The organism is Streptomyces sp. NBC_01463 (assembly GCA_036227345.1).
Classification (GTDB): Bacteria; Actinomycetota; Actinomycetes; order Streptomycetales; family Streptomycetaceae; genus Streptomyces.
The window spans coordinates 5131714-5153489 of the sequence record CP109468.1; the positions used below are offsets into that span (position 1 = coordinate 5131714).

20 protein-coding genes are annotated in these 21776 nt (G+C 71.2%); 16 read left to right on the plus strand and 4 right to left on the minus strand.

Annotated features, from left to right (window positions below; genetic code table 11):
* The first annotated feature begins 111 nt into the window (after positions 1 to 111).
* The 6 genes from OG521_22765 (at position 112) to OG521_22790 (ending at position 5470) form a co-directional block, all read left to right on the plus strand.
* On the plus strand, positions 112 to 567 hold the full coding sequence (locus tag OG521_22765) for an Lrp/AsnC family transcriptional regulator (protein WUW26768.1): 456 nt from the start codon (positions 112 to 114) through the stop codon (positions 565 to 567).
* Between the two features lie 49 nt (positions 568 to 616).
* Positions 617 to 1780 carry an aminofutalosine synthase MqnE gene (gene mqnE, locus OG521_22770; protein ID WUW26769.1) on the plus strand — a complete coding sequence of 388 codons (1164 nt, stop codon included), beginning with the start codon at positions 617 to 619 and terminating at the stop codon, positions 1778 to 1780.
* A gap of 146 nt (positions 1781 to 1926) precedes the next feature.
* Complete coding sequence (locus OG521_22775; protein WUW23448.1) at positions 1927 to 2451, plus strand: GNAT family N-acetyltransferase; 525 nt, start codon at positions 1927 to 1929, stop codon at positions 2449 to 2451.
* A 156-nt stretch (positions 2452 to 2607) separates the two neighbouring features.
* A complete protein-coding gene (locus OG521_22780) occupies positions 2608 to 2862 on the plus strand; it encodes a DUF4229 domain-containing protein (GenBank protein ID WUW23449.1) in 255 nt (84 codons plus the stop codon).
* Positions 2863 to 3282: 420 nt separating this feature from the next.
* A complete protein-coding gene (locus OG521_22785; GenBank protein ID WUW23450.1) occupies positions 3283 to 4629 on the plus strand; it encodes a dicarboxylate/amino acid:cation symporter in 1347 nt (448 codons plus the stop codon).
* A 226-nt stretch (positions 4630 to 4855) separates the two neighbouring features.
* Positions 4856 to 5470 (plus strand): TetR/AcrR family transcriptional regulator, encoded by a 615-nt coding sequence (locus OG521_22790; GenBank protein WUW26770.1) that lies wholly within the window; start codon positions 4856 to 4858, stop codon positions 5468 to 5470.
* Between the two features lie 132 nt (positions 5471 to 5602).
* On the opposite strand, the gene OG521_22795 is transcribed toward OG521_22790, so the two are convergent.
* A complete protein-coding gene (locus OG521_22795) occupies positions 5603 to 6430 on the minus strand; it encodes a MaoC/PaaZ C-terminal domain-containing protein (GenBank protein ID WUW23451.1) in 828 nt (275 codons plus the stop codon).
* A gap of 4 nt (positions 6431 to 6434) precedes the next feature.
* Positions 6435 to 7754 (minus strand): 3-oxoacyl-ACP reductase, encoded by a 1320-nt coding sequence (locus tag OG521_22800; GenBank protein ID WUW23452.1) that lies wholly within the window; start codon positions 7752 to 7754, stop codon positions 6435 to 6437.
* An 85-nt stretch (positions 7755 to 7839) separates the two neighbouring features.
* On the opposite strand from OG521_22800, the gene OG521_22805 reads away from it, so the two are divergent.
* From OG521_22805 to OG521_22845, 9 genes are all read left to right on the plus strand, one after another.
* The gene (locus OG521_22805; protein ID WUW23453.1) at positions 7840 to 9108 is read left to right on the plus strand and encodes an acetyl-CoA C-acetyltransferase; all 1269 of its coding nucleotides are present in this window, start codon (positions 7840 to 7842) and stop codon (positions 9106 to 9108) included.
* A 96-nt stretch (positions 9109 to 9204) separates the two neighbouring features.
* Positions 9205 to 11118: an AMP-dependent synthetase/ligase gene (locus OG521_22810; protein WUW23454.1), complete on the plus strand. Its 1914-nt coding sequence runs from the start codon at positions 9205 to 9207 to the stop codon at positions 11116 to 11118.
* Between the two features lie 97 nt (positions 11119 to 11215).
* Positions 11216 to 11788, plus strand: a complete 573-nt coding sequence (locus tag OG521_22815) for a hypothetical protein (GenBank protein WUW23455.1) — start codon at positions 11216 to 11218, stop codon at positions 11786 to 11788.
* Positions 11789 to 11920: 132 nt separating this feature from the next.
* Positions 11921 to 12220 (plus strand): hypothetical protein, encoded by a 300-nt coding sequence (locus OG521_22820; protein ID WUW23456.1) that lies wholly within the window; start codon positions 11921 to 11923, stop codon positions 12218 to 12220.
* 152 nt (positions 12221 to 12372) lie between these two features.
* Positions 12373 to 13326: an LLM class F420-dependent oxidoreductase gene (locus OG521_22825; GenBank protein ID WUW23457.1), complete on the plus strand. Its 954-nt coding sequence runs from the start codon at positions 12373 to 12375 to the stop codon at positions 13324 to 13326.
* 10 nt (positions 13327 to 13336) lie between these two features.
* Positions 13337 to 14122, plus strand: coding sequence for a glucose 1-dehydrogenase (locus OG521_22830; protein WUW23458.1), 786 nt, complete (start codon positions 13337 to 13339; stop codon positions 14120 to 14122).
* A 124-nt stretch (positions 14123 to 14246) separates the two neighbouring features.
* Positions 14247 to 15368, plus strand: coding sequence for an LLM class flavin-dependent oxidoreductase (locus tag OG521_22835; protein ID WUW23459.1), 1122 nt, complete (start codon positions 14247 to 14249; stop codon positions 15366 to 15368).
* 201 nt (positions 15369 to 15569) lie between these two features.
* Positions 15570 to 17309: a D-aminoacylase gene (locus tag OG521_22840; protein ID WUW23460.1), complete on the plus strand. Its 1740-nt coding sequence runs from the start codon at positions 15570 to 15572 to the stop codon at positions 17307 to 17309.
* Entirely contained in the window at positions 17306 to 18769 is a 1464-nt protein-coding gene (locus tag OG521_22845) for an aldehyde dehydrogenase family protein (protein WUW23461.1), read from the plus strand. The genes OG521_22840 and OG521_22845 overlap by 4 nt, the downstream gene beginning before the upstream one ends.
* A gap of 28 nt (positions 18770 to 18797) precedes the next feature.
* On the opposite strand, the gene OG521_22850 is transcribed toward OG521_22845, so the two are convergent.
* Positions 18798 to 20324 (minus strand): CehA/McbA family metallohydrolase, encoded by a 1527-nt coding sequence (locus OG521_22850; protein ID WUW23462.1) that lies wholly within the window; start codon positions 20322 to 20324, stop codon positions 18798 to 18800.
* Positions 20325 to 20485: 161 nt separating this feature from the next.
* A complete protein-coding gene (locus tag OG521_22855) occupies positions 20486 to 20830 on the minus strand; it encodes a hypothetical protein (protein WUW23463.1) in 345 nt (114 codons plus the stop codon).
* Positions 20831 to 20926: 96 nt separating this feature from the next.
* Here OG521_22855 and OG521_22860 point away from each other — a divergent pair, with 96 nt between their 5' ends.
* Positions 20927 to 21772 (plus strand): TIGR03619 family F420-dependent LLM class oxidoreductase, encoded by an 846-nt coding sequence (locus OG521_22860; GenBank protein WUW23464.1) that lies wholly within the window; start codon positions 20927 to 20929, stop codon positions 21770 to 21772.
* The last annotated feature ends 4 nt before the right edge of the window (positions 21773 to 21776 follow it).

The following is a 21776-nucleotide window of genomic DNA, read 5'->3' on the forward strand; positions in this document are numbered from 1 at the left end:
TCGAAAGCATTTTTTGGAAGTTCGGAAAGATTTGCAGGCGTTCAAGCCTGCACGCCTTAGATTCTACACGTAGACTCGCGATACTGCTGAACAATGGAAGGTTTCAGTCACATGGACGCGGTGGACAGGCAGCTCATCCAGGCCCTCAGGGAGAACGGCAGGGCCTCGTACGCCGAGCTGGGACGGCTCGTGGGGCTCTCCGGGCCCAGCGTCACCGACCGCATCAACCGGCTGGAAACCGCCGGTGTCATCACCGGCTACCGCGCCACCGTCGACGCGGCCTCGCTCGGCCTCGGGGTCACGGCCCTCATCGGCATCTCGCTCTCGGACGCCGCCGACCACGAGGACGTGGCCCGCCGGCTGAAGGACCTCGCCGAGATCGAGGACGCCTGGTTCATCGCGGGCGACGACTCGTACATGCTCAAGGTCCGGGTCGGCGACGTGGACGGCCTGGAGAAGACCATCCGCCGGCTCAGCGGCACCAAGGGCGTCTCGCGCACGCGCACCACGATCGTGCTCTCCACCAAGTGGGAGAACCGGGTCGGAGACCTCCCCGAAGAGAGCTAGGCGTACGGTGATCTGAGTCTGTTACGGAGAGAAAATGGGAGGCGCCCTAGTGGACGCGGGACTCAAGCGCGAGCTGGAGCAGAAGGTCCGGGACGGCGAGCGGCTGTCCCGCGAGGACGGGATCGCGCTCTACGAGTCCGACGACCTGGCCTGGCTGGGCGGACTGGCCCATGAGGTGCGTACGCGCAAGAACGGCGACGTCGTCCACTTCAACGTCAACCGTCACCTCAACATGACCAACGTGTGCACCGCCTCGTGCGCGTACTGCTCCTTCCAGCGCAAGCCGGGGGAGAAGGACGCGTACACGATGCGCATCGAGGAGGCCGTCCGCCTCGCGAAGGCGATGGAGGGCGAGAGCCTCACCGAGCTGCACATCGTCAACGGGCTGCACCCCACCCTGCCGTGGCGCTACTACCCGCGCTCGCTGAGCGCGCTCAAGGAAGCGCTGCCCGAGGTCTCCCTCAAGGCGTTCACCGCCACCGAGATCCACCACTTCGAGACCATCTCCGGGCTCTCCGCCTCCGAGATCCTCGACGAGCTCATCGAGGCCGGTCTGGAGTCGCTGACCGGCGGCGGTGCGGAGATCTTCGACTGGGAGGTCCGCCAGCACATCGTCGACCACGCCACCCACTGGGAGGACTGGTCGCGCATCCACCGGCTCGCGCACGAGAAGGGTCTCAAGACCCCGGCGACGATGCTGTACGGGCACATCGAGGAGCCCCGTCACCGCGTCGACCACGTGCTGCGGCTGCGTGAGCTCCAGGACGAGACCGGCGGCTTCCAGGTCTTCATCCCGCTGCGCTACCAGCACGACTTCGTGGACATGAAGGACGGCAAGGTCCGCAACAAGCTCCAGGCGCGCACGACGATGGCGACCGGCGCCGAGGCGCTGAAGACCTTCGCGGTCTCCCGGCTGCTCTTCGACAACGTCCCGCACGTCAAGGTCTTCTGGGTGATGCACGGCGTGCAGACCGCCCAGCTCGCGCTGCAGCACGGCGCGGACGACATGGACGGCTCGGTCGTCGAGTACAAGATCACGCACGACGCGGACAACTACGGCACGCCGAACAAGCTCGGCCGTGAGGATCTGCTGGACCTGATCCGCGACGCGGGCTTCCGGCCCGTGGAGCGCAACACCCGGTACGAGATCATCCGCGAGTACCCGGGCCCGGACGCGGAGCGGCGCGAGTCGCCGCAGCCGATGCGGGTCTGACCCGGCGCGCGCCCCGCGGCGCGCGCAGCGCTGTACAGCTCCACGAAAAGCGCTCCACGAAAGCTCCGGCCGCCGTCCCCGGCCGGAGCTTTCTCGCGTTCCGGACGCCGGTTGAGCCGACGATGAGTAATGGTTAATCTGCGTCCATGGCGCTTACATTTGAACTGGACCCCGCATTCGACCGCTCCGTCCGGGACGGCGTGGTCGCGCTGTGGACCGACGTGTCCAACGCCGGCGGCGCCGTGGGCTTCGTGCCGCCCGTCACCGCCGACGACATCCGGCCCGAGCTGGTCAAGCACCTCGTGGCCATCGCCGAGGGCCGGACCCGGCTGCTCGTCGGCTACGACGAGGACGGCGCCGTCGCGGCCACGGCCTTCCTCGCCCTCAACTCCCACCGCCTGATGACGCACTGGCTCTGGCTCTACACCGTGATGGTCCACCCCCGCCACCAGGGCCGCGGCTACGGCCGGGACCTGATGGCCGCGGCCGCCGACGCCGCGCGCGGCATCGACGGCATCGAGGCCGTCCGGCTCACCTGCCGCGGCGGCACCGGCGCCGACCGCTTCTACGCCGCCTGCGGATACAAGGAGGTCGGCCGGGTGCCGGACGCGATCCGGGTGGCCGAAGGCGACGACCGCGACGACATCATCATGCTGCTCCCGCTCGGCTGAACCCGCCCCGCGGGACCGCCCGGCACGCGCCGATCCCGGCCCTCCGAACTGATCGATTACGGGGCATGCTTCACTGGTCGGGCAGGACTGTCGCACGTAGAGAGAAGGCCAGCTGTGTCCGCTGCCAAGCCGAGCGCAACGATCCGGTACACCGCGATGCGTCTCAGCATCTTCGTCGGCTGCCTCGTCGTCGCCGCCATCGCCGTCAACTTCGGGCTCCTCCCCTCCGGCGCCGGAGGATCCAACGTCATCTGGGTCGTCCTGCTCGCGCTGGTGCTCTCCGCGCCGCTCAGCTACGTACTCCTGCGCAAGCAGCGCGACGAGATGTCCGAGCAGATCGTGTCCTCGGTCGACCGCGCCAAGGCCCGCCTCGAAGCGAACCGCACCCGCGAGGACAGCGTCACCCAGTAGTGATTCGGTGAGGGCCGCGTAGGGAATTTGTAAGCTTCCTCACACTCACCCCTCTTCTTCTCGAAACCCCAGCACCGGAGCGACGGCTCCTGTACTGGGGTTTTCGCGTTCCCCGCACGGGAACACGGGCCGCCCGGCCCGTATCGGAGGGCCGGGAGAGCCCAAAGAAGACCTTTGAGGTTCTCAAAGTTCAAGTGTTAACGTGTTCGACATGAAGACAGCTGTGCGCCTCCGACCTGCCGCGAGCATCCCGCTCGTGGAGCGCCTGCATGTCGATCTCTGCCGCTGTATGTCCGCGGTCTGTTGCCGCAACGTCTGATACCGGCATCATGCAGCGGCGCCGCCCCTGACGCGGGCGCCGCACCCCCGTCCCCCGCACCGTCCCCGTGCGTCCCGATGCGTCACATCTGGAGTGTGTCCGTGTCCGCGAATCCCGCGTCCGCCACCACCGACGAGCCCTCCGGCTCCGGTTTCCGCATACCCAAGGTCCCGTTCTGGGCCCAGATCGTCGCCGGTCTCGTCCTCGGCGTCCTGCTCGGCTGGCTCACCCGCAGCTACGACATCGAGTGGCTCTACACCACGCTCGACAAGGTCGGCCACATCTTCGTCCAGCTGCTGAAGCTGGCCGTCGCGCCCCTCGTCTTCTTCGCGATCCTGGTGTCGATCACCAACCTGCGCAAGGTCAACAACGCCGCCCGGCTGGCCACCCGCACGCTGCTCTGGTTCATGATCACCTCACTGATCGCGGTCGCCATCGGCCTCGCGATCGGCCTGATCACCAACCCGGGCTCCGGCACCGGCCTCACGCCGAAGGACGGCAAGGCCCCCGAGCACGCGGGCTCCTGGCTCGACTTCCTGACCGGCATCATCCCGGACAACGTGATCACGCCGTTCACCGAGCTGAACGTCCTGCAGATCGTCTTCATGGCCGCCGTCGCCGGCATCGCCGCACTGAAGCTCGGCGAGAAGGCCCAGCCGATCCTCACCCTCAGCGAGTCCATCCTGGAGCTCCTCCAGAAGGCCCTGTGGTGGGTCATCCGCCTCGCCCCCCTCGGCACCGTCGGCCTCATCGGCTACGCGATCGCCGACTACGGCTGGGACCTGATCGGCAAGTACGCGACCTTCACCGCCGACGTCTACATCGGCTGCGCCCTGGTGATGTTCGGCGTCTACCCGCTGCTGCTCGCCACCGTCGCCAAGGTCAGCCCGATCCAGTTCTTCAAGGGCGCCTGGCCCGCGATCCAGCTGGCCTTCGTCTCCCGCTCCTCGGTCGGCACGATGCCGGTCACCCAGAAGGTCACCGAGCGCCTCGGCGTCCCGAAGGAGTACGCCTCCTTCGCGGTCCCGTTCGGCGCGACGACCAAGATGGACGGCTGCGCCGCGATCTACCCGGCACTCGCCGCGATCTTCATCGCGCAGATCTTCGACGTGCAGTTGGGTGTCGGTGACTACATCCTCATCGCGTTCGTCTCGGTGATCGGCTCGGCGGCCACCGCCGGTCTCACCGGCGCCACGGTCATGCTGACCCTGACGCTGTCGACGCTGGGCCTCCCGCTGGAGGGCGTCGGCCTGCTGATGGCCATCGACCCGATCCTGGACATGATGCGGACGGCAACGAACGTTGCAGGTCAGGCGCTCGTCCCGGTGATCGTCTCGGCCCGCGAGAAGATCCTCGACCACGACGCGTACAACTCGGCCTCGGCCTCCCCGGTCGACGACGTCGAGGTGCGCGAGAACGAGCCGGAGCGCGTGGCGGTCGCCGCGTAACCCCGCACGCACGACGCCAGGAGCGCCCCCGGTCCGCGGTGACCGGGGGCGCTCCTGTGCGTCGAGGCCACCCCCGGCCCGCCTCGCGGAGTCGGCCACTTCCGGCCGTTCGGGCGTGCGGCGACTGCTCCGTACGACGGCCCGATGGCCCGCGCCGTAGTCTTACCGAGGAGTAGCGCAGCGGGGGTGGGAGGAAGTCGACGTGGGTGCTGTGAAGAGCAAACGGATGCCACGCGCGGTGCGTGAGCAGCAGATGATGGATGCCGCGGTACAGATCTTCGGGCAGCGCGGATTCCGTGCGGCCTCGATGGACGAGATCGCCGAGCTGGCCGGGGTGTCCAAGCCGCTGGTCTATCTCTATCTGAACTCCAAGGACGAACTCTTCTCCGCCTGCATCAGGCGTGAGGCGAACGCCCTGGTCGACGCGGTGCGGGTGGCGGCGGAGCCGGGGCTGCCCGCGGACCGGCAACTGTGGTCGGGGCTCCGGGCGTTCTTCACGCACACCGCGGAGAACCCGGACGGCTGGGCGGTGTTGTACCGGCAGGCGCGGACGCACGGGGAGCCGTTCGCCACCGAGGTGAACGTGATGCGCGAGGAGATCGTTGCGTTCGTGACGGGTCTGATCGGGGCCGCGGCGCGCGAGGTGCACGACGATCCGGCGCTCGCGGACCGCGATGTGGCGGGGCTCGCGCAGGCGTTGGTGGGCGCCGCGGAGGCGCTCGCCGGCTGGGCCAACGAGACTCCGGGCGTCTCGTCCAAGGAGGCCGCGGCCACCTTGATGAACTTCTCCTGGGCGGGCCTGGAGAACCTGATGAACGGGCGTCCCTGGAGGGCCTCGTAGGCCGGTGCCCGGAGCCGCAGCCGCAGCTTTCGCGGTCCGGGCCGGATCGTCGGCCGGGTGCGGATCAGCACCCGGGCCCACCGGACGGCCCGTGTCCGCTGAACCCGCCGGACCGGGGACGTCGCCGGGCGGTCAGGTCCGGAGCCCCGCCGTCCCCGTCAGGTGGACGCGGTCGTCGTCGCCGCGGAGCTGGAAGGCGGTGCCGTCCGCCGCGTAGGTGACGGTGCCGGGCAGCAGGACGGGTGCCTTGAAGTCGGCCCGGACCGAGCGGATCAGGTGCGGCTGCGGGGACTCGGCGAGGCAGCGGGCGACGGTCCACATGCCGTGGGCGATGGCGCGGGGGAAGCCGAACAGCCGGGCGGTCAGCGGGTGGAGGTGGATCGGGTTGCGGTCGCCCGACGCTGCTCCGTAGCGCCGTCCGAGGTCGGCGGGCAGCCGCCACTCGGTGACGGCGGGGGGAGCCGGTTCCGGAGCGGCGGGCGGGGGCGGCGGTGCGGGTTCCGTACGGGGGGCGTGCCGGGAGAGGTAGCCGCTGCGCGACTCCCACACCAGCTCGTCCGACAGCCGTGCCTCGGTGACCACCGTCACCTCGGTGCCGCGCCGGTGCGGGGTCAGTTCCGTTGCGTACACGGTGAGTTCGAGCCGGTCGGTGGGGTGCAGGGTGCGGTGTGCGGTGATCTCGATCCAGGTGTGGACGAGTCCGGTGACCGGCAGCGGGAAGTTCCGGCGGGTCATCAGCCGCATGGCGAGGGGGAAGGCCAGGACGTGCGGGTAGGTGACCGGCAGGGTGCCCGATTCGGCGAAGCCGCAGATCCTGCTGTACGCGGCCAGTGGCCCGGCGGCGAGGGGTGCGGCCGGGAGGTGCGGCCGGTCGGCCGGCAGCGCGGCACCGGGCCTGCCCGCCTTCTTGAACGGGGAGGTGAGGGCGCCGCGCGCCAGGGAGAGGATCAGGCTCGGCATCCGGTCACGCCCCCAGCAGGCTCTGGCCGCAGACCCGGACGATCTGGCCGTTGACGGCGCTGGACGCGGGCTGGGCGAACCAGGCGGTCGTCTCGGCGACGTCGACCGGGAGGCCGCCCTGGGAGAGGGAGTTCATCCGGCGGCCGGCCTCCCGGATGAAGAGGGGGACGGCCGCGGTCATCTTCGTCTCGATGAAGCCGGGGGCGACCGCGTTGACCGTGACGCCGTGGTCGGCGGCGGCGCGCGGGGCGAGCGAGCGGACCAGGCCGATGATGCCCGCCTTGCTGGCCGCGTAGTTGGTCTGGCCGTTGTTGCCCGCGATGCCCGCGATGGACGCGGTGGCGACGATCCGGCCGCCGCGGTTGACCGTGCCGGCCTTCAGCAGGGCGTCGGTGGTGCGCAGGACGCTGTCGAGGTTGACGTCGATGACCGAGGCCCAGCGGTCGGCGGACATGTTGGCGAGCCGCCGGTCGCGGGTGATGCCGGCGTTGTGGACGAGGATGTCGAGGCCGTCCGGGGCGGCGGCGGCGATCCGTTCGGCGGCGTCGTCCGCGGTGATGTCCAGCGGCAGGGCGGTGGCGCCGAGCCGGTCCGCGGTGCGCACCAGGTCCTCCTGGGCCTGCGGGATGTCCAGGCAGATGACGTGGGCGCCGTCCCGGGCCAGGACCGAGGCGACCGAGGCGCCGATGCCGCGGGCGGCGCCGGTGACCAGGGCGGTGCGTCCGGTGAGCGGGGCGGCCCAGTCGGCGACCGGGTCGGGGGCGGCCGCGGTGACCTCGATGACCTGGCCGCTGATGTAGGCGGAGCGGGGGGAGAGCAGGAAGCGCAGGGTGGACTCGGCGCCGGCGACCGCGCCGGGTGCGATGCGCAGCAGCTGGACGGTGGCGCCCTTGCCGATCTCCTTGCCGAGTGAGCGCACGAAGCCTTCGAGGGCCTGCTGGGCGGCTGCCTGGTGGTGGTCGTCCGGGGACGGGTGCACTCCGACGACGACGACGCGGCCGCCCGGTGCGAGGGAGCGGACGACCGGGTGGAGTGCGGCGTGTACGGCTCCGAGTCCGGCGGCGGTGTCGACGGCCGTCGCGTCCAGGACGATTCCGGCGGGCCGGTCGGCGCGTGCCACGACCTCCGGTCCGCAGACGGCGAGGACGGCGCCGAGCTCCTCCGTGACGGCGGAGTCCCCGGCCGTGAGATGGAGGACGGGGCCGGTGAGCGCCGGGGTCTCCAGTGTCCAGCGGCGCAGCCGGGCGGGCTGCGGCAGGCCAAGTTTCCGGGTCACGAAGCGGCCGGTTGCTGTGCCGGTGAGGTGCAGATAGCGGTCGGCCATTGTCCAGACTCCCTGCTCGGTCGTAGATTTACTCCAGAGTAAGGTTACTCAAGAGTCAGGAGTAGGTCGAGATGAGTTGGTCGCGATGATCCCCCTCGCACTCCCGCAGCCCCGCCGGGTCGCGGTCATCGGCGGCAGCCGTATCCCCTTCGCGCGCTCCGACGGCCCGTACGCGCAGGCCTCCAACCAGCAGATGCTCACCGCCGCGCTGAACGGTCTGGTCGAGCGCTTCGGGCTCCAGGGGCAGCAGGTCGGCGAGTTCGCGGCGGGTGCGGTCCTCAAGCACAGCCGGGACTTCAACCTCGCCCGGGAGACCGTCCTCGGCTCGGAACTCGACCCGCGCACTCCCGCGTACGACATCCAGCAGGCCTGCGGCACCGGCCTCCAGGCCGTGATCGCCGCCGCCAACAAGATCATGCTCGGGGCGGTCGACTCAGCGGTCGCGGGCGGTGCGGACACCACCAGCGACGCGCCGCTCGGCGTCAACGACGAGCTGCGCCGGCTGCTGCTGGCCGCGCGGCGCGCGAAGTCGGCGGGCGGTAAGGCGGCGGCTCTCGCCGGGGTACGTCCCCGCCACCTCGTCCCGGACATCCCGCGCAACGCCGAACCGCGCACCGGACTCTCGATGGGCGACCACGCGGCGGTCACCGCCCGGCAGTGGGACATCGGCCGCGCGGAGCAGGACCTGCTCGCCGCCACCAGCCACCAGCGGCTCGCCGCCGCCTACGACCGGGGCTTCCTCGACGACCTCGTCGTCCCGTACCTCGGGCTGGAGCGCGACCAGAACCTGCGCCCCGGCTCCACGGTGGAGAAACTCGCCACGCTGAAGCCGGTGTTCGGCGCGGACCACCCGGACGCGACGATGACCGCGGGGAACTCCACGCCGCTCACGGACGGCGCCGCGACGGTGCTGCTGGCGAGCGAGGAGTGGGCGGAGCGGCACGGACTGGAGCCGCTGGCCTACCTCTCGCTGTACGAGACGGCCGCGGTCGACTACGTGGGCGGTGAGGACGGGCTGCTGATGGCGCCCGCCTACGCCGTGCCGCGGCTGCTGGAGCGGGCCGGTCTCGGCGTCGAGGACTTCGACCTCTTCGAGGTGCACGAGGCCTTCGCCTCGCAGGTGCTCGCCACCCTGGCGGCCTGGGAGAAGCAGGGGCTCGCACCCGTCGACCGGGAGAAGCTCAACGTGGCGGGGTCGTCCCTCGCCACCGGGCACCCGTTCGCCGCGACGGGCGCCCGGATCGTCGCCACCCTCGCCGAGCTCCTCGCGGAGCGCGGCGCCCCGGGACGCGGACTGATCTCGATCTGCGCGGCGGGCGGCCAGGGCGTCACGGCGATCCTCGAACGCGCCTGAGCGGCACAGAAGTTGAGCACGGTCCGGCGACGGCAGCAGGGCCTGTCGCCGGACGGACCAGGTGAACCGCCCGACCCCGACGCCGAGGAGCCGCACGTGTCCACGCCACCCGCCCCTTCCCCCGCACCCGCCACGCCCGTCCTGGTCGAGCCGACGAAGGTCAGGGCCGCCGACGGCACCGTCCAGCAGGTCTCCGTACCGGCGTTCGCGGCGCCCGTCCGCCGCGGTTCGCTCGCCGAGATCCCGTTCGACAACGCCCGCGAGGCGCCCGCCGACGCGGTGCTCAGCCGCAAGCAGCCGGACGGCGGCTGGCAGGACGTGACGGCCGCGGAGTTCGCCGCCGAGGTCCTCGCCGTCGCCAAGGGCCTGATCGCGGAGGGCCTGCGGGGCGGCGACCGCATCGCGATCATGGCCCGTACGACGTACGAGTGGACGCTGCTCGACTTCGCGTCCTGGGCCGCCGGTCTGGTCACCGTCCCCATCTACCCGACCTCGTCCGCCTTCCAGGCCCGCTGGATACTCCAGGACTCCGGCGCGGTCGCCTGCGCCGTCGAGACGGCGGAGCAGGGCCGCATCATCAGCCAGGAACGCAAACAGCTCGGCGACCTCACCCACCTCTGGCAGTTCGACACGGGCGCGCTGGGCCGGCTGAAGAAGCTCGGCAGGGACGTCCCCGACGACGCCGTCGCCGCCCGACGTGCCACCCTGGAACCGGAGACCCCGGCCACCCTCATCTACACCTCGGGCACCACCGGCCGCCCCAAGGGCTGCGTCCTGACGCACGGCAACTTCTTCGCCGAGGTCGACAACGCCATCGAGCTGCTGCACCCGGTGTTCCGGTCGGTCAGCAAGTACCCGGCGTCCACCCTGCTGTTCCTGCCGCTGTCCCACGTCTTCGGCCGGATGGTCGCGATCGGCTGTCTGCGCGCCCGGGTCCGCCTCGGACACGCCCCCTCGATCCGGACCGAGGACCTCCTGGCCGACCTGGCCGGCTTCAAGCCGTCGTTCCTGCTGGCCATCCCGTACGTCCTGGAGAAGGTCTACAACACCGGCCGGGCCACCGCCGAGAAGATGGGCCGCGCCTCCTCCTTCGACCGGGCCGCCCGGATCGCCCAGCGGTACGGGCAGGCCGTCGAGGCCGCCGAGCACGGCACCGGCCCCGGGCCGGGCCCCGGGCTCCGGCTGGCCCGCGCGCTCTACGACCCGCTGGTCTACCGCCGCATCCGGGCCGCGCTCGGCGGTCACGTCCGGTACGCCATCTGCGGCGGCTCCCCGCTGGGCAGCAGGCTCGCCGCCTTCTACGCGGGCGCCGGCATCGAGATCTTCGAGGGCTACGGGCTGACGGAGACCACCGCGGCCGCCACCGTCACCCCGCCGCTCAAACCGCGCCTGGGCACGGTCGGCTGGCCGATGCCGGGCACCGCCGTGCGCATCGCCGAGGACGGCGAGGTGCTGCTCAGCGGCGGCCAGGTCTTCCAGGGCTACTGGGACACCGAGCGGGGCGCGGCCGTCCCAGTGCTGGACGGCGGCTGGTTCGCCACCGGTGACCTGGGCGCGCTCGACGAGGACGGCTACCTCACGATCACCGGCCGCAAGAAGGACATCATCATCACCTCGGGCGGCAAGAACGTCACCCCGGCCCCGCTGGAGGACTGGCTGCGCGCCCATCCGCTGGTCAGCCAGTGCATGGTGGTCGGCGACAACCGCTCGTTCATCACCGCCCTGATCACCCTGGAGCCGGACGGGCTCTCCCACTGGCGGCAGATGAAGAAGAAGCAGGGCGTCCCGATGAGCGAACTCGTCCGCGACGAGGAGCTGCACACCTCCCTGCAGCGCGCGGTGGACGAGGCCAACCGGCTCGTCTCGCGGGCCGAGTCGATCCGTAAGTTCACCGTCCTGACGGTGGACTTCACCGAGGAGGGCGGCCATCTGACACCGTCGCTGAAGCTGAAGCGGGACGCGATCGCGCGGGACTTCGAGGCGGAGATCGAGGAGCTGTACCGGAAGTAGGGCGGGTCGACGCCCCTGGTGGGGACGGGAGTTCCCCCAGGGGGCGGCCGGCTGTGGCAGACTCTGCTCCCTTTGCCTGTTCCTGCTGGGGGGAATCATGCGCCACCTCGTCACCGCTTCCACGCTCGCGGCCGCCTGCTGCCTGAGCCTGACGGCCTGCACGGGGGGCAGCGACGACCGGAGTACGCCCGAGCCGAGCCCGCGCCCCACGCTCAGGCTGGGGCAGAGCGCGGACACCGCAGGTGTCGGTGGCCGGGGGGCTGCCCGGATCACCCCGGACACGGTCGTCTACACCGACCGCACCGGCTTCGGCGCCCCGGAGCACGGCCTCTTCGCTGTCGTGACCTACCAGTCCAGGAACCGGACCACGTCGCGTGTGACGACGACAGCCGGGCAGGGCGGCCTGCGATGGACGACCGCGGACGGGCGCACGGTCACGGACAGGAACAGCAAGGCCGCGACAGGCGTGGTTCCCATCGGATTCAGCGAAGGCGGAGCGGCCCTTCCCCCCGAGGTGGGCCACCAGGACGTGGCGGTCTTCGACATCGCCGCGGCCGAGCGGGGCGGCACGCTCATCTACGTCGACGGCGACGGCACCGCCTTCCGTTGGAAGATCCCCGCGAGCGACTCCGGGTCTGCGGTTCCCGCGCTGAAGTTCGCCTTGGACTGAGAGCACCTGCGCGATCGACCTCCAGAACCCGTGATGCGCGGCGCGACAAAGTGATCCGTGGAGCAGTCTGTCCGGCGGGAACTGGGTACGGGTACTCAGGCCCGGTCCCGTCGGGGAGTGCAGGCTCACGGTATGAGAGCGATGTGGGAGGACGCGGCGCTGGCGGTCCTGACGGCGTTGGTGGGTCTGTTCCTCGGCCTCCTGGCGGCCCTGGGGGTGTTGGGAGCGAGCATGTCCGGAGGGGACTATCCCCGCACGAGCTCCGGCGAGTGGGTGGTGGCTCTGGGGGCGGCGGCCGTGGCGGTGGCCGCTCCGGCACTGGTCGCCCTGATCGCGTGGCGCCGCAAGCTGTGGCTCACGATGGCAGTCCAGGCACTGCTGTTTCTCACGCTGGCGGGTCTCGCACTGTCGTGGGGCGTCCAGTCGCTCTGATGCGGCGGCGACAACGCGATCTGCGGTCCCCGAACTCCTTCTGCCCATCCACCCCTTGCCTGATGATGCGTCAGGTACGACGATGACCCCGCTTGCTATGTGACGAGTCGTCAGATTCGTGTCAGGGTCACCCAGGGGAAGGAGGCCGTTCGGTGCCGATACTGCCCGCCGGACCGCTGTCGTACGGGATGCAGCTCCCGATCCAGTCGCAGAGCGCCATCTACGCGGAGCCGTGGGAGGCCGCGGCCACCCCCGCGGACCTCGCGGAGATCGCCCGCACCGCCGACCGGGCCGGATTCACCTATCTGGCCAGTTGCGACCATGTCGCCATCCCGCGCCGGCTCGCGGAGGGGATGAGCACCGTCTGGTACGACCCGGTGGCCACGCTCGGCTTCCTCGCGGGCGTCACCGAGCGTGTGCTGCTGATGAGCCATGTCGCCGTCGTCGGGCTGCGCCATCCGCTGGCCACCGCCAAGCAGTACGCCACCCTCGACCACCTCAGCGGCGGCCGGCTGATCCTCGGGGTCGGGGCCGGGCACGTGCGCGAGGAGTTCGAGGCGCTCGGGGCGGACTTCGACGGGCGCGGCCCGGTGCTCGACGAGACCATCGACGCTCTGCGGGCCGCGCTCGGGCCCGAGGAGTACCCGGAGTTCGCGGGGGAGCGGTTCTCCTTCTCCGGGCTGGGGCAGCTGCCGAGGCCCGCCCAGCAACGGGTGCCGGTCTGGGTGGGCGGCTCCTCGCCCGCCGCGGTGCGCCGGGCCGCCGTGCGCGGGGACGGCTGGCTGCCGCAGGGGGACCCGCGGGAGAAGCTGCCCGCGCAGATCGCCCGGCTGCACACCCTGCGCGAGGAGGCGGGGGTCGAGGACCCGATCGTCGTCGGTGCCATCACCGAGCCGCTGTACGTGGGGGAGCCGGGCTGGTCCGTGGGGCGGCGCACGCTCAGCGGGAAGCCGGAGGCCATCGCCGAGTCGCTGCGGGAGTACGCGGCCATGGGCGTGCACCAGATCCAGGTGCGGTTCCGCAGCCGCGGCCGGACCGAACTCACTGATCAGATGGCGGCGTTCGCCGCCGAAGTCGCACCTCACCTCGACCACCTCGACAGGTAGGAGACAGGCCATGGGCAAGTTGGACGGCCGGACCGTGCTGATCAGCGGCGCGGCGCGCGGGCAGGGCGAGCAGGAGGCGCGGCTCTTCGTCGCGGAGGGCGCGCGGGTGGTGATCGCCGATGTGCTCGACGAGCAGGGCGAGGCGCTCGCGAAGGAACTGGGTCAGGAGAACGCGCTCTTCGTGCACCTGGACGTGAGTGTGGAGGCGGACTGGCAGGCCGCCGTCGCCGCGGCGAAGGAGGCCTTCGGCGGGATCGACGGGCTCGTCAACAACGCGGGCATCCTGCGCTTCAACGAGCTGCTGTCCACGCCGCTGGAGGAGTTCCAGCAGGTGGTGCAGGTCAATCAGGTGGGGGCCTTCCTGGGGATCAGGACCGTCGCGCCGGAGATCGAGGCCGCGGGGGGCGGGACCATCGTCAACACCTCCTCGTTCACCGGCCTGACCGGCATGGCCTTCGTGGGCGCGTACGCCGCGACGAAGCATGCCGTCCTGGGCCTCACCAAGGTGGCGGCCATCGAGCTGGCGGCCAAGAAGATCCGGGTCAACGCCGTCTGCCCCGGGGCCGTGGACACCGCGATGAGCAATCCGGCGCTGCTGGACCCGGCCGCGGACGTGTCGGAGTCCTCGGAGGCGCTCGACGCGTACTACAGCAAGCTCGTTCCGCTCGGGCGGATCGGCCGGCCCGAGGAGGTGGCGGCCCTGGCGCTGTTCCTGACCTCGGACGACTCCTCGTACATCACCGGGCAGCCGTTCGTCATCGACGGCGGCTGGCTGGCGGGCGTCAGTCTGTTCTGACCTTGCCGCCCATCCCGCATGTCTGACGAAGCGTCAGGTATTGACGGGTCGGGGCGTCGGTGGAACAGTCGGACGCATCAGAATCTGACGGTGTGTCAGAAACGATTGAGGACGGTGAACCCCCTTGGAATTCGGGCTCTTTGTACAGGGGTATGTGCCCGCCGCGCGGGCCAAGGTCGACCCCGGGGCAGAGCACAAGGCGCTGATCGAGGAGACCGAGTACGTCATCCAGGCGGACAAGTCCGGCTTCAAGTACGCCTGGGCCTCCGAGCACCACTTCCTGGAGGAGTACTCGCATCTCTCGGCCAACGATGTGTACCTGGGCTATCTCGCGCACGCCACCGAGCGCATCCACCTCGGATCCGGCATCTTCAACCCGCTCGCCCCGGTCAACCACCCGGTGAAGGTGGCCGAGAAGGTCGCCATGATGGACCACCTCTCGGAGGGGCGCTTCGAGTTCGGCTCCGGGCGCGGGGCGGGGACCCACGAGATCCTCGGGTTCATGCCGGGCATCACCGACATGAACCACACCAAGGAACTCTGGGAAGAGACCATCGCCGAGTTCCCCAAGATGTGGCTCCAGGACGAGTACGTCGGCTTCCAGGGCAAGCACTGGTCGCTGCCGCCGCGCAAGATCCTGCCCAAGCCGTACGGGAAGTCGCACCCGGCGATGTGGTACGCGGCCGGCTCGCCGCCCTCGTACGCGATGGCGGGGAAGAAGGGGCTCGGCGTGCTGGGCTTCAGCGTGCAGAAGGTCTCCGACATGGAGTGGGTCGTCGAGTCCTACAAGAACGCGGTCAAGGACGCCGAACCGATCGGTGACTTCGTCAACGACAACGTCATGGTCACGTCCACGGCGATCTGCGCCGAGACCCACAAGAAGGCCGTCGAGATCGCGGTCGGCGGCGGGCTGAACTACCTCCAGTCGCTGCTGTTCCGCTACCACGACACGTTCCCGCGGCCGGACGGCATCCCGGAGTGGCCGGAGCTGCTGCCGGAGTACTCGGAGGAGATCATCGAGCTGCTGATCGCCGAGGAGCTGATGATCTGCGGGGACCCGGACGAGGTGCTGGGGCAGTGCCGGCGCTGGGAGCAGGCCGGGGCGGACCAGCTGAGCTTCGGGCTGCCGATCGGGATGAGTCCCGAGGACACGCTGAACTCGATCAAGCTGATCGGTGAGCACGTGATCCCGAAGATCGACACGGACCCGGTGCACCGGACGACGCGGTTCCGCGACGCGGCGTAGTCGCGGGGGCGCTGCCCCCGCACCCCTGCTCCTCAATCGCCGGAGGGGCTGATATCGCCCGGCCGGGCCTGATGCGGCCCGGAGGGGCTCAATCTGCGGGCGGCGTCTTCCCGGACCGCCGCTCCGCGAGCCGGGGTGCGTACCGCGGCCGTGCGCACCCCGGCGCACACCACGTTTGGACACCACGGAAGGGACCCCGTCATGCTCGACCACCTCATCCGCGGAGCGACCGTCGTGGACGGCACCGGCGGGCCCTCCTTCCGCGCGGACGTCGGCATCCGGGACGGCCGCATCGCCGTCGTCGCGGAGCCCGGCACCGTCGCCGAGGAGGCCGCGACCTCCGAGGACGCCACCGGCCTCGTCCTCGCCCCCGGCTTCGTCGACCCGCACACCCACTACGACGCCCAGCTCTTCTGGGACCCGTACGCCACCCCGTCGATGAACCACGGCGTCACCACCGTCGCCGGCGGCAACTGCGGATTCACCCTCGCCCCGCTCCACCCGGACCGGCCCGAGGACGCCGACTACACCCGGCGCATGATGTCGCGGGTCGAGGGCATGGCCCTCAAGGCGCTGGAGGAGGGCGTCGACTGGAGCTGGTCCAGCTTCCGCGAGTACCTCGACGCGCTCGACGGGCGGATCGCCGTCAACGCCGGGTTCATGGTCGGGCACTGCGCCCTGCGCCGGCACGTCATGGGCGCCGACGCGGTCGGCGGACAGCCGACCCCCGCCCAACTCGACGCCATGCTCGCCCTCTTCCACGACGCGATGGACGCCGGGGCGTGGGGGCTCTCCACCACCCAGTCCTCCACCCACGCCGACGGCGACGGACAGCCGGTCGCCTCCCGGCACGCGCTGCCCGAGGAACTCCTCGCGCTCTCCCGGGCCGTCGGCGAACACGAGGGCACGCAGATCGAGGCGATCGTCGCCGGCTGCCTGGACCAGTTCTCCGACGACGAGATCGACCTGTTCGTCGACATGACGGCCGCGGCCGGACGCCCGCTCAACTGGAACGTCCTGACCATCGACGCCGCCGTCCCCGAACGCGTACCGCGCCAGCTGATCCCCAGCGAACGCGCCCGTCGCGCGGGAGGCCGGATCGTCGCGCTCACCATGCCGATCCTCACCCCGATGAACATGTCGCTCGGCACGTTCTGCGCCCTCAACCTGATCCCCGGCTGGGGCGACATCCTCGCCCTGCCCGTCCCCGAGCGCATCGAACGGCTCCGCGACGCCGACACCCGCGCCGAGATGCTCCGCCGCGCCAACAGCAAGGAGGCCGGTGTCTTCCGCCGCCTCGCGAACTTCGGCCGGTACGTCATCGGCGACACCTACAGCGAGGCGAACGAAGGCCTCAGCGGGCGCGTCGTCAAGGACATCGCGGCCGAGCGCGGCCAGGACGCCTTCCACTGCCTCGTCGAGATCTGCGCCGCCGACGAACTGCGGACGGTCCTGTGGCCGATGCCCACCGACAACGACCCCGACTCGTGGGCGCTGCGGCAGCGGACCTGGGAGCACGAGGACGTCATGCTCGGCGGTTCGGACGCGGGCGCCCACCTGGACCGGATGTGCGGAGCCCCGTACACCACCCGCTTCATCGGCGACTGCCTGCGCGGCCGCAAGCTCGTCCCGCTGGAGCAGGCCGTCAAGATGCTCACCGACGACCCGGCCCGCCTGTTCGGTCTGCGCGACCGCGGCCGTGTCACGGAGGGCTTCCACGCCGACCTCGTCCTCTTCGACCCCGAACGCATCGACGCGGGCCCGGCCACCCTCGTCCACGACCTGCCGGGCGACAGCCCCCGGCTGGACTCCAAGGCGCTCGGCATCGTGTCGGTCCGCGTCAACGGGGTGGAGACCCTGCGCGACGACAAGGTGACCGGCGCGGTCCCCGGCACGGTGCTCCGCTCCGGCCGCGACACCCGGACGGTGAGCACGCTGTGACCCCTTCACCCCAACGCCTCTTCATCGGCGGCGAGTGGACCGAACCCGCCGACGGCCACTACGAGGTGGTCAACCCGGCCACCGAGGAGACCGTCGGCCTCGCCCCCGAGGCGAGCCGCGCCCAGGTGTACGAGGCGGCCGCCGCGGCCCGCGACGCGTTCGCCACCTGGTCCCGCACCCGCCCCGAGGAGCGCGCCGCGATCCTCGACCGCGCCGCCGGCCTGATGCAGCGCGACTTCACCGCCAACGCCGCGCTCGCGCAGGCGGAGAGCGGCGCCACCACCGGAACGGCCCGCGGCATGCAGGTCGCCGTGGGCGCGGCCCGCTTCCGGCGGTACGCGAAGGGAGCGCTGGAACCGGTGGAGGAGGCGATCCCGCCGCAGATCAACGAGGCCGGGCCGATGGGCAGGGCCGGGATCTTCGGGGCGCTCGCCGTCCGCCAGCCGGTCGGCGTCGTCACCTGCATCACCTCGTACAACAACCCCTGGGCCAACCCGGCAGGCAAGATCGCCCCCGCACTCGCCATGGGCAACACGGTCGTGGTGAAACCGGCCCCGCAGGACCCGCTCTCCGTCTACCGGATGGCCGAGGCCCTCGCGGAGGCGGGCGTCCCGGCCGGCGTCGTCAACGTGGTGAGCGGTTCGGCCCCCGGAGTGGGCGAGGCGGCCGTCGACTCGCCCGACGTCGACATGGTCAGCTTCACCGGCTCCACGTCCGTCGGGCAGCGCATCGCCGAGGTCTGCGGCCGGAGCATGAAACGGCAGCTGATGGAGCTGGGCGGGAAGGGCGCCGCCGTCGTCCTCGACGACGCGGACCTCGACTCGGCGGTCGCGGGCATCGGGACGACGTTCTCGTTCTACAGCGGCCAGATCTGTACGGCTCCGACCCGCGTCCTCGTCCAACGGGCCGTGCACGACGCGCTGGTCGAGAAGCTCACCGCGTACGCCGGATACCTGCCGGTCGGCGATCCGACGGCGAAGGGCACGGTCGTCGGCCCGGTCATCTCCGCCGCCCACCGCGACCGCGTCGAGTCGTACGTGGAGCTGGGCCGCAAGGAAGGGGCGAGGGTCGTCACGGGCGGCGAACGCCCCGACCCGACCGGCCGCGGCTTCTACGTCGCCCCGACGCTGCTGGCCGACTGCACCAACGACATGCGCGTGGTGCGGGAGGAGATCTTCGGACCGGTCGTGGTGGTCGTCCCCTTCGACGACGAGGAGGAGGGCGTCGCGCTGGCCAACGACAGCGACTACGGCCTGATCGACTACGTGTGGTCCGGCGACGTGGCCCGCGCCTTCCGGGTCGCGCGCGGGCTGCGCGCGGGCGGGGTCGGCGTGAACACGATCGGCCGGAACATGGAGGCCCCGTTCGGCGGGTTCAAGCAGAGCGGTGTCGGCCGCGATGTCGGCTCGTACGCGCTGCACGCGTACAGCGAACTCCAGGCGATCGTCTGGCCGGGCTGATCCGGACAAGAGGTCCTGGGTCTACGCCCTATCCCTCCAGGAACACCGGATTGGTGAGCGCGGCGAGGGCTCCGGGCAGTCCCGGCACCGTGACCGGGTGCCGGACCTCGGCCCGGACGTAGGCGGCGTAGGCCGGCGTGGTCCGCCATTGGACCGTCCCCGCCCCTGACGGGGGGAGCGTGGCCGTGAACAGTGTGCCCTGGTCGGTGACGAAGTGGGCCGTGCAGCCCGGAGCGCCGGTGACCTCCAGCCGTACGGTGACGGGGGTGTCGTCACCCGCCACCCGCAGCCGCCCGCCGATCCCGGCATGCTGCCCGCGCCCGCCCGAGACGCCGAAGGCGAGGGTGACGTCCGAGGACTCGGCGATGTACGAGCGCCCGGCCCGGATGCCGTCCACGACGGCCTCCCGGGACAGTTCGTCGGCGAGCACGACGGTCTGCGGGAGCCCGACCTTGTCCGGCTCCCGGTGCGCATCGCTGTTGCCCATGGCCGGAACCCACGCCTGCCCCGAACGTGTGGCCGCGACGAGGGAGTTGTCCCACTCGGCGAGGGCGATCTCGTCCTCCGGGGTGTACGCCCCGTTCCACACCTCCACCGCGTCGGCCCCGCCGAAGCCGAACTTCCAGTGGCAGCCGATGCAGGTGGCGTGCGGATGGGCGGGCACGACGAGACCGCCGGCCCGGCGCACGGCCCTGGCGTAGTGCCCGAACCGGTTGTCCCGGGCCCGGTAGCGCCAGTCGATCCAGGTCCCCGGCTCGGTGGCCAGCGCGAGCACGTGCCCGTTGCGGGTGGTGATCTCCTCACCGGTGAGGACGAGCAGGTCGTCGCCCCACAGCCCGCCCCAGTCACCGTGTGCGGACGTGGTGTTGTGCTCGGTGCTGTTGATGAAGTCGAGCCCGGCCGCGCGGGCGGCGGCGGCGATCTCGGCCGGGGTCCGCCTGCCGTCCGAGTGGACGGAGTGCAGATGACAGTCACCCCGGTACCAGGCGCGCCCGCGCCCCTTGGCGCGCTCCGGCGGATACCCGGGCTCCGGCGTGGATCCGGCCGGGCCCGGCCGCAGGGTGACGGTCACCTCGTACGGCAGCCCCTCGGGCGCGACGGTGTAGGGCCCGAGGACGACGTGCCAGGTCCCGGCCCGTACCGGCCCCGCGAGATAGCCGGGGGTCGCCCCGTCGGCCCGGATGAAGAAGCTCCCGCGCGCCCCGCCGGACCACCCCCGGAATCCGGGCCCGCCCAGCTCCGTCCCGCGCTCGTCGAAGATGCCGATGTCGAGGGCGTTGCCCTGTGTGCCGGCGGGTACGGGCGGCTTCTCGTACGCGTACGAGACGGCGATCTCCGCGATGCCGCGCGGCACGTCGACGGGCAGGTAGACGTAGTCGGGCGACCCGGTGGGCAGGACCCCGCGCACGGTACGGGTGCGGGTCGCGCCCTCCCGGTCGTCCTCGGCATCGGCGTCGGCGAAGCTCACGGTCGACAACGTTAGGGCGGTGGCGGCCGTTCCGACGAGCAGGCCGCGCCTGGCGATCGGGCGGTGCGCGGGATGCGGTGCGGGCATGCGAGGGCTCCCCGGGGCGTCGTGGACCGAGACGAGGTCTCCGTGTCCCTCACGGTGAAGGTGCCCAGTGAACGCGGCATGAACGCAGGGCGAGCCCGAGCAAATCTGGCTGTGGCAAAGGTAGTTGCCCCGGACAGGTGCCCGGCCGCCCCCGCGCTCGGCTAGGAGTTGCGCCGGGCCCGCGAGACGAGCACGAACGCGATGATGCCGACGACGATCACGGCGAGCACGATCCCCAGGATCAGTCCGCCGCCGAACCCGCTCGACCCGTGCTTCCGCCGCTTCTTGCTCTTGCTTTTACTCTTGCTCTTGCTCTTGTACGTGTGCGCGGCCTCGCGCACACCGGTGTGGACGGCGGCGCCCGCACTCGTGTGCCCGGCGCTCTGCACGGACGCGGTGCGGGAGACCGCGGGTGCTGCGGCCGCCTCCGCGGCGGGTGCGCCGCCGATGAGCACGCCCGTCAGGAGCAGTGCGGTGAGCGCGGTGCGTGTGCGCGTACGGATCATGATGACTGACCTCCCCCGAAGTCGCCGAGGTCTCGGCTTTGCGCACCGTACGGCATACGTTTGAGCCGCCACCAGACAACGACGGAGGTGTCCTGTATGCGGATCGCCACGACGATCTTCCTCACCGACGAAACGATCACACCGGTGCGGCTCGCGCACCAGCTTGAGCAGCGGGGATTCGCCGGGCTCTATCTTCCGGAGCACACGCACATCCCGGTGAGCAGGGAAACTCTTTACCCGATGGGCGGCGACCTGCCGCCCGAGTACGCCCGCACCCTGGACCCGTTCGTCGCCCTGGGCCAGGCCTCCGCGGTGACGGAACGGCTGGCGCTCGGCACGGGCATCACCCTGGTGACCCAGCACGACCCGATCGATCTGGCCAAGCAGATCGCCACGCTCGACCACCTCTCCGGCGGCCGCTTCACCCTCGGCATCGGCTTCGGCTGGAACGTGGAGGAGGCCGCGGACCACGGGGTGACCTGGTCGACGCGCCGGGAGCTCGGCCGCGACCGGATGGCACTGATGCGCGCCCTGTGGGCCGATGAACCCACGGCGTACGAGGGCGAGTTCGGCTCGGTGCAAGCGAGCCACGTCCACCCGAAGCCGTTCCAGCGGCCGCGCGGCCCGGTGGTCGGCCCGCGCACCCTGATCGGCGGCGCGGCGGGCCCGAAGCTCTTCACGCACATCGCGGAGTACGCGGACGGCTGGATGCCGATCGGCGGCCGGGGCCTGTCGGAGTCCCTCCCGAAGCTGCGCGCGGCCTGGGAATCGGCGGAACGCGACCCGAAGGACCTCCAGGTGGTCCCGTACGCGGTTCAGCCGACCCCGGGCAAACTGGCGCACTACGAGGACCTGGGCATCGAGGAGGTCGTCCTCCAACTGCCCCCGGCGGGCGAGGCGGAGGTCCTGCGGACGCTGGACGCGTACGCGGAGTACCTGTAGCCGG

Bases quoted from the DNA above. Each gene is read 5' to 3' on its own strand.
- OG521_22855 (WUW23463.1), bottom strand. From the start codon at position 20,830: ATGATCCGTACGCGCACACGCACCGCGCTCACCGCACTGCTCCTGACG.
- OG521_22850 (WUW23462.1), bottom strand. From the start codon at position 20,324: ATGCCCGCACCGCATCCCGCGCACCGCCCGATCGCCAGGCGCGGCCTG.
- OG521_22790 (WUW26770.1), top strand. From the start codon at position 4,856: ATGCCACGCGCGGTGCGTGAGCAGCAGATGATGGATGCCGCGGTACAG.
- OG521_22840 (WUW23460.1), top strand. From the start codon at position 15,570: ATGCTCGACCACCTCATCCGCGGAGCGACCGTCGTGGACGGCACCGGC.
- OG521_22830 (WUW23458.1), top strand. From the start codon at position 13,337: ATGGGCAAGTTGGACGGCCGGACCGTGCTGATCAGCGGCGCGGCGCGC.
- OG521_22815 (WUW23455.1), top strand. From the start codon at position 11,216: ATGCGCCACCTCGTCACCGCTTCCACGCTCGCGGCCGCCTGCTGCCTG.
- OG521_22765 (WUW26768.1), top strand. From the start codon at position 112: ATGGACGCGGTGGACAGGCAGCTCATCCAGGCCCTCAGGGAGAACGGC.
- OG521_22805 (WUW23453.1), top strand. From the start codon at position 7,840: ATGATCCCCCTCGCACTCCCGCAGCCCCGCCGGGTCGCGGTCATCGGC.
- OG521_22820 (WUW23456.1), top strand. From the start codon at position 11,921: ATGAGAGCGATGTGGGAGGACGCGGCGCTGGCGGTCCTGACGGCGTTG.
- OG521_22800 (WUW23452.1), bottom strand. From the start codon at position 7,754: ATGGCCGACCGCTATCTGCACCTCACCGGCACAGCAACCGGCCGCTTC.
- OG521_22775 (WUW23448.1), top strand. From the start codon at position 1,927: ATGGCGCTTACATTTGAACTGGACCCCGCATTCGACCGCTCCGTCCGG.
- OG521_22860 (WUW23464.1), top strand. From the start codon at position 20,927: ATGCGGATCGCCACGACGATCTTCCTCACCGACGAAACGATCACACCG.
- OG521_22780 (WUW23449.1), top strand. From the start codon at position 2,608: ATGCGTCTCAGCATCTTCGTCGGCTGCCTCGTCGTCGCCGCCATCGCC.
- OG521_22795 (WUW23451.1), bottom strand. From the start codon at position 6,430: ATGCCGAGCCTGATCCTCTCCCTGGCGCGCGGCGCCCTCACCTCCCCG.